We start from the raw sequence: 15,277 nt of genomic DNA on the forward strand, positions 1-15,277 counted from the left end.
CGTGGCGCGCGTTGGAGGAACTGTGGCCTCGTTCAAGGGAATACTGAGGAACCTCCTGGACCGACCGGGAGGCGTCCCCCTCGCGCCCTACCAGAAGATCGTCAAGGCGGCCGAGTCGCGGGCCGACCGGGTGCGCGGTCTCGACGAGCTGCGGGCGCCCGACAAGAGCGACCTCATGAGCGACCTCGCGGAGTTCTGCGCGGTGGCCCGCGAGGCCGCCGACCGCACGCTCGGCCTGCGCCCTTATGACGTGCAGCTGCTCGGCACGCTGGCGTTGCTCGACGGCAAGGTGGCCGAGATGGCCACCGGTGAGGGCAAGACGCTGTCGGGTGCGATGGCCGCGGCGGGTTACGCGTTGCAGGGCAAGCGCGTCCACGTGATCTCCGTCAACGACTATCTCGCCCGGCGCGACGCCGAGTGGATGGGCCCGTTCTACGAGGCGCTGGGCGTGAGCGTGGGCTGGATCGACCAGAACTCCACGTTCGAGGAGCGGCGCGAGGCGTACGCGAAGGACGTCACGTACGGGCCGGTCAGCGAGATCGGCTTCGACGTGTTGCGCGACCGGCTGCGCACCGACGCGAGCGAGCTGATCGTGCCCGCGCCCGAGGTGGCGCTGATCGACGAGGCAGACTCCGTGCTGGTCGACGAGGCCAGGGTGCCGCTGGTGATGGCCGGGGCGTCCGAGGTGGGCAACGCGGTGCCGGAGATGGCGGCGCTGGTCAGGCAGCTCGTCCGCGGCTACCACTACGAGATCGACGAGCAGGCCCGCAACGTCTATCTGACGCCCAAGGGCGCCGACAGCGTCGAGAACCTCCTCGGCGTCGACCTCTACGACGAGCACGAGCCCGGCACGCTGATCGAGCTCAACCTGGCGCTGCACGCCCACGCGCTGCTGACCCGCGACGTCGACTACATCGTGCGCGACGGCAAGGTGCAGCTGATCAACCCCTCGCGCGGCCGGGTGGCGCTGCTGCAGCGCTGGCCCGACGGGCTGCAGGCGGCGGTCGAGGCCAAGGAGGCGCTGCCGCCGAGCGAGAAGGGCGAGATCCTCGACTCGATCACCGTCCAGGGGCTGATCCGGCGCTACCCGCAGATCTGCGGCATGACGGGCACGGCGGTGGCGGTCAGCGAGCAGCTCGGCGAGTTCTACGGGCTGAAGGTCGCGGTCATCCCGCCCAACCGGCCGTGCGTGCGGGTCGACGAGCCCGACCGCATCTACCCGACGGTGCCCGACAAGGACGCGGCGCTGGTCGAGGAGATCCAGGCGGTCCACGAGACCGGCCGGCCGATCCTCATCGGCACGCTCGACGTCGCCGAGTCGGAGAACCTCGCCAAGCTGCTGCAGCGGCGCGGCCTTGAGCCGGTCGTGCTCAACGCCAAGAACGACGCGGAAGAGGCGGCGATCATCGCGCGGGCGGGCGAGCGCGGCGCGATCACCGTCTCCACCCAGATGGCCGGGCGCGGCACCGACATCAGGCTCGGCGACGGCGTCGCGGAGCTGGGCGGCCTCTACGTGATCGGCTCCGGCCGCCACGCCAGCAGCCGGCTGGACGACCAGCTGCGCGGGCGGGCCGGGAGGCAGGGCGACCCGGGCGGTTCGGTGTTCTTCGTCAGCATGAAGGACGACCTGATCACCCAGTTCGTGCCCGACGAGCGGCCGCCGGCCGCCGACCCCGACGGCATCGTCAGGCACCGGCGCGGGGCGTACCTCGTGGGTCACGCGCAGCGCGTCGCCGAGGGCGTCAACCTGGAGATCCACCGCAACACGTGGCGCTTCACGCGGCTGCTGGAGCAGCAGCGCGAGCTCATCCTGGAGTGGCGCGGCAAGGTGCTCCACGGCGACGCCGCCGCCAAGGCGCTGGCCGAGGCCGACCCCGAGCGGTGGGCCGAGCTGCCCGAGGACACCCGCGACGAGACGGCGCGGCAGATCGTGCTGCACGCCATCGACCAGTGCTGGACCGAGCACCTGGCCTTCCTGACCGACCTGCGCGAGGGCATCCACCTGCGGGCGCTGGGCCGGATGAGCCCGATCGACGAGTTCCACCGCGAGGCGGTGGCCGAGTACAAAGCGCTGATGGCCGAGGTGGAGAAGCGCTCGCTGGCCTCGTTCGAGGCGCCCGAGCCCGATCTGAAGCGGCCGACGGCGACGTGGACCTACCTCGTGCAGGACAACCCGTTCGGCACCGAGTGGGACCGCATCCTCAAGCGGGTGACCGCCGCGACCCGCAGGGGCTGATCAGGACCGGGTATCAGGGCCAGATATCAGGGCCAGACATCAGGGCCAGGAGGGGTCACCCGACGGCACCACGGGCCCGTCGAGCACGCCCAGGCGTTCCAGCAGGGTGATGAACGTGGTCGCGTACGGCGAGGTCGCCGTGACGGCGGCCACCCGCGGCCAGTCCACCTGCTCGCGCAGCGCGCGCACCTGCGCCAGCAGCGCGCCGTAGTCGCAGGCGTGCTCCGACAGCGGCAGCAGCCACGAGATCACCAGGTCGGTGGCCTGCAGCACGGGGACGATCACCGCCGACGCCTTCAGCGGCTCGGCCCGGTCGAGCAGCTCGTCGGTGATCGCCATGTCGGAGACCCGGAAGATCAGGTCCACCAGGCGCCCCTCGTCGTACGCCTTGACGAGCCAGTCCTCCGGCGGCTTGGCGGTCTGGAAGCCGATGCCGCGCAGCGCCTCCAGCGCGGCGGGCACGTCGTGCTCGGTGAGCACGAAGTCCACGTCGTGGAGCGAGGGCGCGGCGCCGCGCGCGTACGCGGCACAGCCGCCGGCCAGCGCGAACTTCACTCCGGCGTCCTTCAGTCCCGTGCTGGCTCGCTTGAGCGTGTCGAGGATCGCGTCGGTGACCGCGTGGCCGTGGCTGCTCATGCCGATCGGCTACCCAAACGATCGTCAACTAGGCGTTGGAAATAAGGTCGTCAGGGTAGCCCGATGAGCTATGACCGACATCCTGGAAAAGACCGAACGGACCTACGCGAACGGGCACGATCGGCCGCTTGCGCGCTACGCCGGGCTGCTCGGCGCGTACGGCGGCACGGTCGGCGTGGCCGCGGCCGCGGTGGCGCTCGCGGGGCGGCGGGTGCCCGAGCAGGTCGGGGTGCTGGACATCCTGCTCATGGCGGCCTGCACGCACAAGGTGTCCAGGCGGCTGGCGAAGGACCCCGTCACGAGCCCGCTGCGGGCCCCGTTCACCCAGTACGAGGGTCAGGGCGGCCCCTCGGAGGTGCGGGAGAAGCCGCGCGGCGCGATCGGCGAGCTGCTCGCCTGCCCGTTCTGCCTCGCGCAGTGGGTGGCCACCGGCTACGCGGCCGGCCTCGTGCTGGCGCCCCGGGCGACCCGGCTGGTGGGCGCGACCATGACCGCCGTCGCCATCTCGGACTGGCTGCAGTTCGCGTACGCGAAACTGATGAAGACCGCCGAGTGATTCCATTTTTCCCCCTGCGCCCGGCCGGGGTGGGAAAAATGTTAATGAGGGCTCGGCCAGGGCAGTAGCAGACCATGGCTACATTGCTCTGGATCATCGCCGTCATTCTCGTCATCGCCGGGATCTACGTGCTCCTGGCCCGGCGCGACATCCTCTGGGGGATCGTGCTCATCGTTCTCGGATTCCTGGTCGGGCCCGGCGGGGTCAGCATCTTCAATGTCTAGGGGAACCGTTTCTCCGGTTCCCTGTCCGCCGCCCACGAAAAGAAAAACGCTCCCCGCTGACGGGGAGCGTTTTTTCTCGCGCCATGCGTGCGCGTCGCGCTATGCGTGCACGTCCTCGCAACTGATGCAGTAGACGCAGTAGGCCCGGCCGAGCACGGGCAGCGCCACGTTGCGCACCCGGATGCCGCCCGGCGTCATGCCCTTCTCGCTGCCCTTGTGCGCGTGGCCGTGCAGGACGAGGTCGGCGCCGGCCGTGTCGACGGCCTCGGCCAGCAGGTAGCTGCCGAGGAACGGGTAGATCTCCGGCGGCTCGCCCTCCAGGGTCTCCTTGATCGGCGAGTAGTGGGAGAGCACGACGCGGTAGTCGGCGGTCATCTCCTTGAGCGCCATCTTCCACGACTCGGCGATGTGGCGGGTGTGGGAGACGAAGTTCTTGATCTCGCGCTCGCCGAACTCGCTGGCGCACTTGCCCGCGAACCCGCCGCCGAACCCCTTGCCACCGACGACGCCCAGCTTCGTGTCGCCGCACTGCAGCACCACGCCGTCGTCGTCGAGCACGATGACGCCCGCGTCGCGCAGCTCGGCGGCGATCTCGCGCTCCAGGTCGGAGTGGTAGTCGTGGTTGCCGAGCACCGCGACCGTCGGGATGGGCAGGTCGCGCAGCTCGTCGGCCACGATCCGCCCTTCCTCCAGGGTGCCGTGCCTGGTCAGGTCGCCCGCGAGCATGAACACGTCGGCGCGGTCCTCGATGTCGTGCAGCCGCTTCCTGTACTGGCCTCTGACGTCCTCGCCCAGGTGGATGTCACCCACCGCGGCTATGCGCAGGTCAGTCAAGACGCTCATCCTCCCCCGGCTCGCCGGCCTCGACGACGTTGATCTCGTTGTGCAGGTGCAGGTCGGGCGCGACCTCGTGGGCCACCTGCCCGAGCCGGTCGCGCTGCTCGCACCCGCTCACCTGACCGCGCAGGAAGAGCTGGTCGCCTCGGATGTCGACGCGGATCCCCAGCTCGGTCGTACGACCGTCCTCGGCCAGCGCCTGCTGGACACGGGCCGCGACGTACTGTGGAGCTTCCATCGCTCGTCCTCCTTCTCTGTCGCCGCATGCCCGAGCGCCAATCGCTCAAACAGCACGAATCAGGTCGATGACCGCCCGTTCCACCGGGCCTGCCGTGGCGAGCTGGCCGAAGTCGGCGTCCGCGCCCAGCTCGGTCAGTGCCGCGCCGATCGTCCTGTCCCGCTCGTACGCCTCGATCACCCGCGGGTCCACGTACGACGCCCTGGCCACGGTCGGTGTGTTGCCCAGATACTCCGACACCTCGCGCATCACCCGCGTGACGGCGCGCTTCTTGCGCGTGACCCCCTCGCGCCCGGCCGGCCGCGACACCGCCAGCCCCACCGCCGCCAGCACGGTGGCGTGCCAGGTGCGGAAGTCCTTGGCGGTGACCTCGTACCCGATGGCCTCGCGCAGGTACTCGTTGATGTCCTCGCTCTTGATGTCGCCCCAGCCGTCCGCGCGCCGGTAGCGCAGCAGCTCGCCCTCTACCCGCAGCGCCTTCAGCGAGCGCAGCACCTTGCACGCGCCGGGGTCGGCCACCTCGACCTCACGCAGGATGTCGCCCTTGGCCTGGTAGGCGCAGACGACGATGCCGCGCGAGCAGGTGACGTGCTCCATCCTGAGCGTGGCCAGGCCATAGGTGTCGTAGCTCTCGCCGCCGATGCGGAAGAAGCCGATGTCGAGCAGCCGGGCGGCGGCGGCCAGCACCCGCTGCCTGGTCAGCCCGCGTCCCTGGAGCTGCTCGTCCACGATCTTCCTGAACGCCGGCAGCCGCTCGGCCACCTCCAGCACCCGGTCGAACTTCGCGCGGTCCTGCTGCTCGCGCCACACGTCGTGGTAGCGGTACTGCCGCCGCCCCGCCGCGTCGGTGCCCACGGCCTGGAGGTGCCCGTCGGGTGAGGCGCAGATCCACACGTCCTGCCAGGCCGGCGGGATGGCCAGCGTCCTGATGCGGGCGAGCACCTCGGGGTCGCGCACCGGCCGCCCGTCGCAGTCGAGATAGCGGAACCCGCGGCCGCACCTGCGCCGGGTGAAGCCCGGCTCGTTCTGGTCGCTCGGGCGCAGCTCGACGTCCGGCCCGGTGGCGAACGCCGCGGCCGGGGCTTCGGCGTCGGATGCCTGCGTGCGGGGATCTGTCTCGGGCACGCGATGCGGCTACCCCCGACGTTAGGCGACAAACAGCACGGGCAGGTGAGCCGCATGTCTGACAACGGAGAGTGGCACGAGGAACGGGACAGCAGAGGTCACGCCATGGTGCCCGCCACCCCCCGCGACGTGGTGCACATCAGAGTGGTGTCCTTCATGCTGGTGTTCCTTTTCGCGTTCACGGTGCTCGGGATCATGACGCGGGCGTGGGTGCTGGCCGCCATCGCGGTGGTGCTGGCGGTGGTCGCGGTGATCGACCTCCTGCTGGCCGTACGCCGGCAGAAGCAAGGGGCCGGACACGACGGAGAGGCGGGCTGATCCTGACATGGCACCACTTCGAGGGCGGGTTGTCGTGGTGACGGGCGCGAGCGGCGGGGTGGGGCGGGCGGTCGTCCGCCAGCTGGGTGCTCAGGGAGCCAAGGTGGCCCTGATCGCCCGCGGCACCACCGGGCTGGGCGCGGCGGCCGTGGACGTCGGCACCGAGGGCGGCACGGCCCAGGTCTACGAGGCCGACGTGGCGGACTACGAGCAGGTACGGCAGGCGGCCGAGCGGATCGAGAAGGAGCTCGGCCCGATCAACGTCTGGATCAACACCGCTTTTTCCTCCGTGTTCGCGAAATTTGCTGACATCTCCCCGGAGGAGTTCGAACGCACCACCGCCGTGACGTACCTCGGCTATGTCTGGGGCACCAAGGTGGCGCTCGACCTGATGCGCCCGCGCAACGCCGGCGCGATCGTCCAGGCCGGCTCGGCCCTGTCGCACCGCGGCATCCCCCTGCAGTCGGCCTACTGCGGCGCGAAGCACGCCATCAAGGGCTTCACCGAGTCGGTGCGCACCGAGCTGATGGCCGACGGCAGCGCCGTCAAGATCACTCTGGTGCAGCTGCCCGCGCTCAACACGCCGCAGTTCCAGTGGGTGCTGTCCAAGCTGCGCAAGCACCCCCAGCCCGTACCCCCGATCTACCAGCCCGAGGTGGCCGCGCGGGCCATCGTGTACGCGGCCGAGCATCCCGGACGCAAGGAGTACTGGGTCGGCACCAGCACGGTCGCCACCCTCCTCGCGCAGAAGGTCGCCCCCGCCCTGGTGGACCGCTACCTCGCGCGGACCGGCGTCGAGTCGCAGCAGACCGAGGAGGAGGCGCCCAGCGGCGTGTCCAACCTGTGGGAGCCCGCCGACGAGGACACCGACTACGGCGCGCACGGCACGTTCGACCGCCGCTCGCACAAGCGCAGCCCCCAGCTCTGGCTCGCCCAGCGCCGCGGGCCCGTCCTCCTCGCGCTGGCCGGCGGCGGCGCGGCCGCGGCCGCGTACGCGGCGCTGCGCCGGGCGGGACGGCTCTAGAGCGCTCGGGGCGGGAGCCGACTTAAGCGCTCCCGCCCGGGTAGACGGGGCGGAAACACCGTCTACGAGGAGGCTCCACCGTGCCTGAGCGCGATCTTCAGTATCTGGCCGGGCTCGCGGCGCAACTGCGCGTCGACTCCGTACGCGCCGCCGCCGCGGCCGGCTCCGGCCACCCCACCTCGTCGATGTCGGCCGCCGACCTGATGGCCGTGCTGTTCGCCTGTCACCTGCGCTACGACTTCGACCGGCCGGACAACCCCGCCAACGACCACCTGATCTTCTCCAAGGGACACGCCTCTCCCCTGCTCTACTCCCTCTACAAGGCCGCCGGCGCGATCACCGACGAGGAGCTGCTGACGTTCCGCAAGCGGGACAGCCGCCTGGAGGGGCACCCGACCCCGCGCCTGCCCTGGGTGGACGTCGCCACCGGCTCGCTCGGCCAGGGCCTGCCCGTCGGCGTCGGCGTGGCGATGGCCGCGCGGCTGGAACGCCTGCCGTACCGGGTGTGGGTCCTGTGCGGCGACAGCGAGCTGGCCGAAGGCTCCATCTGGGAGGCCGCCGAGCACGCGGGCAGCGAGGGCCTCGCGAACCTCACCGTCATCGTGGACGTCAACCGCCTCGGCCAGCGCGGGCCCACCCGGCACGGCTGGGACACCGGCGCGTACGCCCGCAGGTTCGGCGCGTTCGGCTGGCACACCATCGAGATCGACGGCCACGACCCCGGGCAGATCGACTTCGCGTTCACCGACGCCTCCAACACCAGGCGCCGGCCGACCGTGATCCTCGCCAAGACCCGCAAGGGCGAGGGCGTGCTGGAGGTCGAGAACCGCGAGGGCGCCCACGGCAAGGCTCTGAAGGACCCGGACAAGGCCGTGGCGGAGCTGGGCGGCGTGCGTGACGTGCGGGTCGAGGTGCACGCGCCGGACGCGGCTGCGGCGCCGTTCCGCTTCGACGCGGGCGAGCTGGAGCCGCCCGTGTGGCCGGTGGGCGAGCAGGTCGCGACGCGGGCCGCGTACGGGGAGGCGCTGGCGGCGCTCGGCGCGGCCAGGGGCGACGTGGTGGCGCTGGACGGCGAGGTCGCCGACTCCACCAAGACCGAGACGTTCGCCGAGGCGTTCCCCGAGCGCTTCTTCGAGATGTACATCGCCGAGCAGCAGCTCGTCGCCGCCGCCATCGGGCTGCAGGTGCGCGGGTGGAAGCCGTACGCGGCCACCTTCGCGGCGTTCCTGACCAGGGCGCACGACTTCATCAGGATGGCCGGGGTGAGCGGGTCGTCCATCCGGCTCGTCGGCTCGCACGCCGGGGTGGCGATCGGCGAGGACGGGCCGTCGCAGATGGGCCTGGAGGACCTCGCCATGCTGCGCACCGTGCACGGCAGCACCGTGCTCTACCCCTGCGACGCCAACCAGACGGCGGCCCTGCTGGCCGAGATGGCCGACCTGGACGGCGTGTCCTACCTGCGCACGACGCGCGGGGCCACGCCGGTCATCTACGAGCCCGGCGAGCGCTTCCCCGTGGGCGGCTCGCGCGTGCTGCGGCACTCACCCGGCGACCGGGCCACGATCGTGGCGGCCGGGGTGACCGTGCACGAGGCGCTCGCGGCGGCCGACGACCTGCGCGAGTCCGGCATCCCGGTCGGCGTCATCGACGTGTACTCCATCAAGCCCGTGGACAGCGCCGCCCTCATCGAGGCGGCCACCACCACGGGGAACCTCATCACGGTCGAGGACCACCGGATCGAGGGCGGTCTCGGCGACGCCGTCACGGACGCGGTGAGCGAGCTGGGGCCGCGCGTCATCAAGCTGGCCGTCACCGGCCTGCCCGGCTCGGCGACGCCGCAGGAGCAGCTCGCCGACGCCGGCATCGACCGCCACGCCATCGCCGACGCCGTCAAGCGCCTGCTGTGAGCCGGCCGTGCACGTTCGGGAGGCTTCCATGCAGTGCGGCGGGGCGGGTGTCACCACCCGCCCCGCTCGCTGTCCCGGCACGCGGCTGGACGGGATGAGCGGGGACATGCGAAAGGGCCGGCGGTTCGCGGCGGTGAATGACCGCCGCTCCTCGTCGGCCCTCTCATCGGCCCGTTCGTCGGCCCTCTCGCCCGACGGGACCGGCCCGGCCCCGGGAAGCTCGTGCGGGGGACGCTCAGCGGGACTTCGCCGTGGCCTTCCTGTTGGCCTTCTTGATGGCCGTGACGAGCTCCTGCTTGGTCATCTTCGACCGGCCGCGCACGCCCAGCTTGGCGGCCAGGCTCTGCAGGTGCTCCTTGCTGGCGTTGGCGTCCACGCCCTCGGCCGTACGCCCGGAGCGGTCGGTCGCGCCCTTGTCGGAGGGGCCCTTCTTGTCCTTCGGCTCCCAGTGGTCGCCGACCTTCTCGAAGGAGTGCTTGAGCGCGGCGAACGCCGTCATGTGGGCGCGGCGCCCCTCGCCGTACTCCTTGACGGCCGAGTCGTGCGCCTTGATCCACGTGTTCTGCGCCTTCTTGGGAGAACGCTTGACGGTCGACGGCAGCTCTTCGACACCTGGCATGTCGCTTCACCTCCTACAGCGGTGAGGTCAGAGGGGCGGTTCGTCGTAGTGGCGGCGGTCCTCGTACACGGTGGTACGACGGGCCTGGGGCTCCTCGTGGATCTCGTGGCGGTGCACCGGCTCGTCGATCGGCCCGACCGCCCGCCGCGCGACCCTGATCCGGTAGAGACCGAACCCGAGCCCGACCAGGCCACCGAGCATGAGCACGACGCCCACTACGTTGATGTCGAGGCCGGCGAGGTCGAACTCGACGGCCCAGGTGAGGATCGCACCGAGCATGATGAGGATGATGCTTCCGGCGATGGTCATCAGATTTACCTCCTTGACACGAAGGAACCTCTATCCACATGGCGAAAAACAAACACGTCGTGATGATCGGGCTCATGGGCTCGGGCAAGTCGACCGCGGGGCGGCTGATCGCTGAGGCGCTCGGGCTCCCGCTGTCCGACAGCGACCAGTACCTCCTTGACGAGCACGGCGCCACCTCCGCGCCGATCGCCGCCCGCGAGGGCAAGGAGGCCTTGCACAGGTACGAGGCCCAGCACGTGCTGGACGAGCTGGCCGGGCCGCCCAAGGTGATCGCGGCGGCGGCCAGCACGCTGGAGGTCCCCGAGGTGCGGGCGGCGCTGGGCCGGGCGTTCGTGGTCTGGGTGGACGCCGACGACGCGGTGCTGCGCAGACGCATGCACACCAGCGACCACCGCCCCGACTACGATCCTGCCGCCATGCGGGCACGCCGCGAGCGGTACTTCCACGAGGTGGCCGACCTGGTCTGCGACGTCGGCGTGATGGCCCCCGAGCAGGTGCGCGACGCCGTACTGAGCAAAATGGGCTTGCCCGGCGATGATCGCGGCTGATAGCCAACGAGGATGTTCGCTGAGAAACCCACGCTGAGGGGCGAGCGCGTGACGCTGTGCCCGGTCGGGCCCGAGCACGCGGAGGGCCTGTTCGAGCTGGTGTCCGACCCGGAGGTGCGCCGGCTCACCGGCTCGCACGCCCGCGCCGACCTGGAGAGCCTGCGCACCTGGTACGCCACCCGCGCCGGCCACTCCGACCGGCTCGACCTCGCGATCACGGCGGACGGCGCGTTCGTCGGCGAGGTGGTGATCAACCAGCTCGACACCGACAACCTGTCCTGCAACCTGCGCATCGCGCTGGTCGGCGCGCGCGCCTTCGGCAGGGGCTACGGCAGCGAGGCCATCGAGCTGGTGCTCGGCCACGTCTTCCGCACCACGCCGCTGCACCGGGTGCGGCTGGAGGTCTACGCCTTCAACGAGCGGGCCAGGCACGTCTACGAGAAGGCCGGGTTCGTCGCCGAGGGCGTCGAGCGCGACGCGCTGCTGTGGGAGGGCGAATGGCACGACGTGGTGGTGATGGCCGTCCTGCGGCCCGAGTGGCAGGCGCGGACGGGAACCCTGGCATAATGATCATGACGCATGGGTCCCCCGAGGCGCGCGGGGGACCTGTGGCGTCTTCGAGGCAACCAATGGGCGGTGTCGTGCATCTAAGCATCAGTGACGATGCGCTTGGTGCCCGGTGACCCCGCGAGGCTTGGCGGCTACTGGTTGGCCGCCAGGCTCGGCGCGGGCGGGCGCGGTGTCGTCTACGACGCCTACGATGACGAAGGCCGCCGCTACGCCGTCACCGTGCCCCTGGGCGAAGTCGGTCAGCGCTACGAGCAGGTGACCTGCCCTCACCTCGCGCGGGTGGTGGCCGTCGGGTCCGACGCGGGCGTCCCCTACGTCGTCAGCGAATACGTCAGCGGGCCCGACCTGCGCCAGGCCGTGGGGCTGCACGGCGGCCCCTACTCAGGTGACGAGCTGGTCGCGCTGGCCGCGGCCCTGGCGGCGGCGCTGCGGTCGCTGCACGCGGCCGGGCTGACCCACTCCGGGCTCAACCCCGAGTGCGTGCTGCTGGCCGACGACGGTCCCCGGGTCATCGAGCTGGGGCTGGCCGGCGCGCGTACGACCGATGGCGCGTGCCCGTACCAGGCGCCCGAGGTGCTGACCGGGCAGGAGGCCGGGGCCGCCGCCGACGTGTTCGCGTGGGGCGCGGTCGTGCTGTTCGCGGCCACCGGCGACGACCCGTTCGGCGGCGACAGCCCGGGTGCCGTCATGCACCGGCTGCTGACCGTCGACCCCGACCTGAGCTGCCTGCCCGAGCCGCTGGCCGGGCTCGTCGAGCGGGCGCTGGCCAAGAGCCCCGCCGACCGGCCCGCCGCGGCCGAGCTGCTCATCGAGAGCCCCGTTGAGAGCGCAGTCGAGCTGCGCCCGCCCGACGCCTACGTGCGCACGCCGTCGCTCGGGGAGGCCGCCGAGCAGGCGTACCTGTCGCTCACGCCCCGCCAGCAGGAGGAGGTGCCCGGGCTGCTGCTGCGGCTGCTCGACGGTGACCGGCCGCACGACGAGGGCGACGTGCTCGCCCCGCTCATGGCGGCCGGCCTGCTCGTACGGCGCAGCATCCGCGTACCGTCCGCCGAGACCTCCATCGGCAAGCTCGTCGCCGTCAGCGACGACAAGGTCGCCCCCGCCAGCGCCGCCCTCTACCGCGCCTGGCCCCGGCTGCGCGGCTGGGTCGCCGACGAGCGCGACGGCATGGCCGTGCACCGGCGCCTGCGCCGGTCCGCCCGGCAGTGGTCGGAGCACCGGCGCGGGCGCGGCCACCTGCTGCGCGGCGACGAGCTCGCCACCGCGCTCGGCTGGGCCGCGGCCAAGCGCCGGCACGTCCGGCTCAGCCAGCTCGAACGCGACTTCATCAGCGACAGCGTGGCCCTCGCCAAGCAGCGCAGGAAGCTCCTCGTGCCCGCCCTGTCGGCCGTCGCCGCCGTGGTCGCGGTCGCCGTCACCATGACGGTGGTGACCGTCCAGGGGCAGAACGACCTGCGCGGGCGCCTCCTCGAGGCCGGCGCGCGGGCCGTCGCCGCGCGGGCCGAGGCGCTGCGCACCAGCGACCCGCGGGCCGCGATGCGGCTCAGCGTGGCCGCCTGGCGGATGTCGCCGATCTTCGAGGCGCGGGCCGCCCTGCAGTCCTCGCTCGTACAGCCCGAGCTGGGCGTCTTCACCGACCCCCGGGCCGACGGGCGGGCCCGCTACCTGTTGCGCGGCGACGAGCTGGTCCGGTGGGACGCCGGGGCCGTGACCGTGTACGACGTGACCGGCGGGCGGGAGGTCGCGTCGTACCCGCTGCCGCCGGGGAGCATCGGGCTGAGCGACGACGGGCGGTTCGCCGAGGGCGCCTCAGGGCCCGTCGAGGTGGCGACCGGGCAGGCGCCCGCTGACGGGGTCTTCACCATCAGCCGGGGCAATCGCACGCGGGTCTACCGGGGGACGCGGGTGCTGTTCGACGTGATCGACCGCAAGGTGGCGCTGTCGCCCGACGGCACCAGGGGCGCGCTGTCCGGGCTGGACGGGCGGGTCGAGCTGTGGGAACTGGCGCCGCGGCGGGTGCGTACCGGGGTGGTGAAGGTCGAGCCGCTCACCGGCTCCGTGGCCGCAGCCCCCGCCCTCGCCTTCAGCCCGGACGGCGGCACGCTCGCGGTCGCGGGCCGCGACGGCGTCACGCTGGTGGGCGCCGGCGCCCGGCGCACCGGCGCCCCGGAAACCCTCGCCACCCACCACCCCGACCTCCCCACCCCGACCACACCCCCTTCCCCCGGCCCCGGCCTCCTCGCCCTTCCCAGCCCCCTCCCCTCTGCCCCCGCTGACCCCTCCCCAGCCCAACCCTCCCCCGCCCAACCCTTCACCGCCGGAATCCCGGCGTCCCCCGGCACGAACGGCTCACCGCCCTCCCCCGGTGTGGCCGCCGCCCCCGCGTCGCCCGGCACGGCTGCCGCCCCCGCGTCGCCGGGCGCGACTGGGGCTCCGGCCACCCCCGGCTCGGGTCCTTCCCGGAGCGCTGAGACGTTCGGCTTCGCGCCGAGCCCCCGCGCTTCGGCCCTCCCATCGCGCGCGGGCACCTCCGGCCGTCCCCAGGCCGCGTCCCCGTCCCCGTCCCGCACACCGGACCCCCGAGCCACGGCCGGCCCGTCCACCGCGGACCCGGCCCCCACCAAGACCCCGACCCCCACCAAGACCCCGGCCCTTACCGAGACCCCGGCACCCAAAGACGGGCGCGATGCCGAGGCCGCGCCCGGCACCCCCAGCGCCCCCGACGCCAGGGCCGCGCGCGATGCCGAGGCGGCGGTGGTGCGGGATGGCCGTGTGGGTGCGGATCCGGACGCCGGGCGTGACAGCGGCTCCGCCCGCAGTGCCAAGGCCGAAGTGGCGCGGGTGGTGGCGCAGGCGGTGCGGGCTAAGAGGGTGCGGGTGAAGAGTGGGGATCCGGGCTCCGGGGCCGAGAGGGCCTGGGGAGTGGAGGTCGTGGACGGGCTGGAGGTGACGCCTGCCACGGCGGCGGGGCCGCTGGTGTTCAGCCCCGACGGACGCCTGCTGGCGCTGCCCGGCGACGGTGAGGTGCGGGTGTGGAACGTGGCCGAACGCCGCCTGGCCGGCTCGTACCCGCTCAAGGACCCGGGCCGGGAGCTGGCGTTCTCGGCGGACGGCCGCACCCTGCGCTACCTGAGCGGCATCGGCTCGGTCGTCTCGCTCGACGTCTCCGGCCTGCCGGCCCCGGCAGGCGAGGGCCAGGTGGCGGCGTTCTCGGGCAACGGGCGGGTCGCGGCCAAGGAGGTGGGCGACGCGATCGAGCTGACGGACGCCGAGAGCCGCAGGACGCTGGGCCGCATCGCCGCAGCGGGCGACCTGGCGTTCGACGCGACCGGTCGGCTGCTGGCCGTGGCGGGCGACCCGGTGACGGTGTGGGAGGTGGCGAGCGGCAGGCAGGTGACGTCGATCGAGGCGGGCGGCGACGTACCGGCCGTGGCGCTCTCCCCCGACGGCGGCACGCTGGCGACGGCGCGCGGCCCGCTCCTGGAGACGTGGGACGTGCGCTCGGGCCGCCGGATCAAGGCGTACGAGAGCGTCGGCGACCTGGCGCTGGCCTTCAGCCCCGACGGCATGACGCTGGCCGCGGGCATGCGCCTGCTCGACCTGCGTACCGGCCAGGTGACCCCCCTCGACCTGGCGGCCAGGGCCGGCGAGGGCGCGGCGGCGACGGCGCTGGCGTTCTCGCCGGACGGCGACCGGCTGGCGTTCGGGCTGGAGGGCGGCCGGGTGCTGCTGTGGGGCGTGCACGAGCGGGCCCCCATCGGCACGATCAGGACCGGCAGCGGCCCCGTGGACGAGGTACGGTTCTCGCCGGACGGCGGCCTGATGGCGATCGACGCAGGCCGTACGTCGTTGTGGGACGTCAGCACGCTGCGCGAGGTCGGCCAGGCCGGGTCGTGGGCGGCGGGGCCGGCGTTCAGCCAGGACGGCACCCGGCTGCGCGGCGTGGCGCTGGACGGCTCCGTACGCGAGTTCCCCGTCGATCCCGCGCTGACGGCGCAGGCGGTGTGCGAGCGCGCGGGCGGCTCGCTGACCAGGGAGGAGTGGGCCCGGCTCATCCCGGAGGCCGACTACCGCGAGGTCTGCTGACCACCACGCCCGGCCCCGCGCCGCCGCGGAGGGCCCGCGCGAGC

15 protein-coding genes are annotated in these 15,277 nt (G+C 72.7%); 9 read left to right on the forward strand and 6 right to left on the reverse strand.

The window, feature by feature from the left end; all coding sequences use genetic code 11:
* Positions 1–22 precede the first annotated feature (22 nt).
* Entirely contained in the window at positions 23–2,236 is a 2,214-nt protein-coding gene (gene secA2 / locus AB0K12_RS17960; protein WP_364561839.1) for an accessory Sec system translocase SecA2, read from the forward strand.
* 39 nt (positions 2,237–2,275) lie between these two features.
* Here the strand turns inward: secA2 and AB0K12_RS17965 are convergent, their stop codons facing one another.
* Positions 2,276–2,872, reverse strand: coding sequence for a nucleotidyltransferase (locus AB0K12_RS17965; protein WP_364561843.1), 597 nt, complete (start codon positions 2,870–2,872; stop codon positions 2,276–2,278).
* A gap of 70 nt (positions 2,873–2,942) precedes the next feature.
* Between AB0K12_RS17965 and AB0K12_RS17970 the strand changes: the two genes are divergently transcribed.
* Together AB0K12_RS17970 and AB0K12_RS17975 are read left to right on the forward strand one after the other, a co-directional pair.
* Entirely contained in the window at positions 2,943–3,428 is a 486-nt protein-coding gene (locus AB0K12_RS17970; RefSeq protein ID WP_364561845.1) for a DUF1360 domain-containing protein, read from the forward strand.
* A gap of 74 nt (positions 3,429–3,502) precedes the next feature.
* Entirely contained in the window at positions 3,503–3,652 is a 150-nt protein-coding gene (locus AB0K12_RS17975; protein ID WP_345388959.1) for a GPGG-motif small membrane protein, read from the forward strand.
* Between the two features lie 99 nt (positions 3,653–3,751).
* Here the strand turns inward: AB0K12_RS17975 and AB0K12_RS17980 are convergent, their stop codons facing one another.
* From AB0K12_RS17980 to AB0K12_RS17990, 3 genes are read right to left on the reverse strand one after another with little or no spacing between them, the layout of a single operon-like run.
* Complete coding sequence (locus tag AB0K12_RS17980; RefSeq protein ID WP_364561848.1) at positions 3,752–4,495, reverse strand: metallophosphoesterase; 744 nt, start codon at positions 4,493–4,495, stop codon at positions 3,752–3,754.
* Positions 4,479–4,727 (reverse strand): BON domain-containing protein, encoded by a 249-nt coding sequence (locus tag AB0K12_RS17985; RefSeq protein ID WP_355418822.1) that lies wholly within the window; start codon positions 4,725–4,727, stop codon positions 4,479–4,481. Before AB0K12_RS17985 ends, AB0K12_RS17980 begins: the two co-directional genes overlap by 17 nt.
* A gap of 45 nt (positions 4,728–4,772) precedes the next feature.
* Positions 4,773–5,852, reverse strand: a complete 1,080-nt coding sequence (locus AB0K12_RS17990) for a DNA topoisomerase IB (RefSeq protein ID WP_364561851.1) — start codon at positions 5,850–5,852, stop codon at positions 4,773–4,775.
* 54 nt (positions 5,853–5,906) lie between these two features.
* On the opposite strand from AB0K12_RS17990, the gene AB0K12_RS17995 reads away from it, so the two are divergent.
* The 3 genes from AB0K12_RS17995 (at position 5,907) to AB0K12_RS18005 (ending at position 9,101) form a co-directional block, all read left to right on the forward strand.
* Positions 5,907–6,170: a hypothetical protein gene (locus tag AB0K12_RS17995; protein ID WP_364561853.1), complete on the forward strand. Its 264-nt coding sequence runs from the start codon at positions 5,907–5,909 to the stop codon at positions 6,168–6,170.
* 7 nt (positions 6,171–6,177) lie between these two features.
* Positions 6,178–7,194: an SDR family oxidoreductase gene (locus tag AB0K12_RS18000; RefSeq protein WP_364561857.1), complete on the forward strand. Its 1,017-nt coding sequence runs from the start codon at positions 6,178–6,180 to the stop codon at positions 7,192–7,194.
* Positions 7,195–7,274: 80 nt separating this feature from the next.
* A complete protein-coding gene (locus AB0K12_RS18005) occupies positions 7,275–9,101 on the forward strand; it encodes a transketolase (RefSeq protein WP_364561860.1) in 1,827 nt (608 codons plus the stop codon).
* A gap of 235 nt (positions 9,102–9,336) precedes the next feature.
* Here the strand turns inward: AB0K12_RS18005 and AB0K12_RS18010 are convergent, their stop codons facing one another.
* Both AB0K12_RS18010 and AB0K12_RS18015 read right to left on the reverse strand, forming a co-directional pair.
* Complete coding sequence (locus AB0K12_RS18010) at positions 9,337–9,720, reverse strand: ChaB family protein (RefSeq protein WP_364561863.1); 384 nt, start codon at positions 9,718–9,720, stop codon at positions 9,337–9,339.
* A 27-nt stretch (positions 9,721–9,747) separates the two neighbouring features.
* Positions 9,748–10,029, reverse strand: coding sequence for a hypothetical protein (locus tag AB0K12_RS18015; RefSeq protein WP_364561866.1), 282 nt, complete (start codon positions 10,027–10,029; stop codon positions 9,748–9,750).
* 38 nt (positions 10,030–10,067) lie between these two features.
* Between AB0K12_RS18015 and AB0K12_RS18020 the strand changes: the two genes are divergently transcribed.
* The 3 genes from AB0K12_RS18020 (at position 10,068) to AB0K12_RS18030 (ending at position 15,233) form a co-directional block, all read left to right on the forward strand.
* On the forward strand, positions 10,068–10,577 hold the full coding sequence (locus AB0K12_RS18020) for a shikimate kinase (RefSeq protein WP_364561869.1): 510 nt from the start codon (positions 10,068–10,070) through the stop codon (positions 10,575–10,577).
* A gap of 12 nt (positions 10,578–10,589) precedes the next feature.
* Positions 10,590–11,144, forward strand: a complete 555-nt coding sequence (locus AB0K12_RS18025; RefSeq protein ID WP_364561871.1) for a GNAT family protein — start codon at positions 10,590–10,592, stop codon at positions 11,142–11,144.
* Between the two features lie 105 nt (positions 11,145–11,249).
* Positions 11,250–15,233: a protein kinase gene (locus AB0K12_RS18030; protein WP_364561873.1), complete on the forward strand. Its 3,984-nt coding sequence runs from the start codon at positions 11,250–11,252 to the stop codon at positions 15,231–15,233.
* Positions 15,234–15,277: the final 44 nt, after the last annotated feature.

Origin of the sequence: Nonomuraea sp. NPDC049419 (assembly GCF_040676995.1) — a bacterium.
GTDB classification, from domain to species: Bacteria; Actinomycetota; Actinomycetes; order Streptosporangiales; family Streptosporangiaceae; genus Nonomuraea; species Nonomuraea salmonea.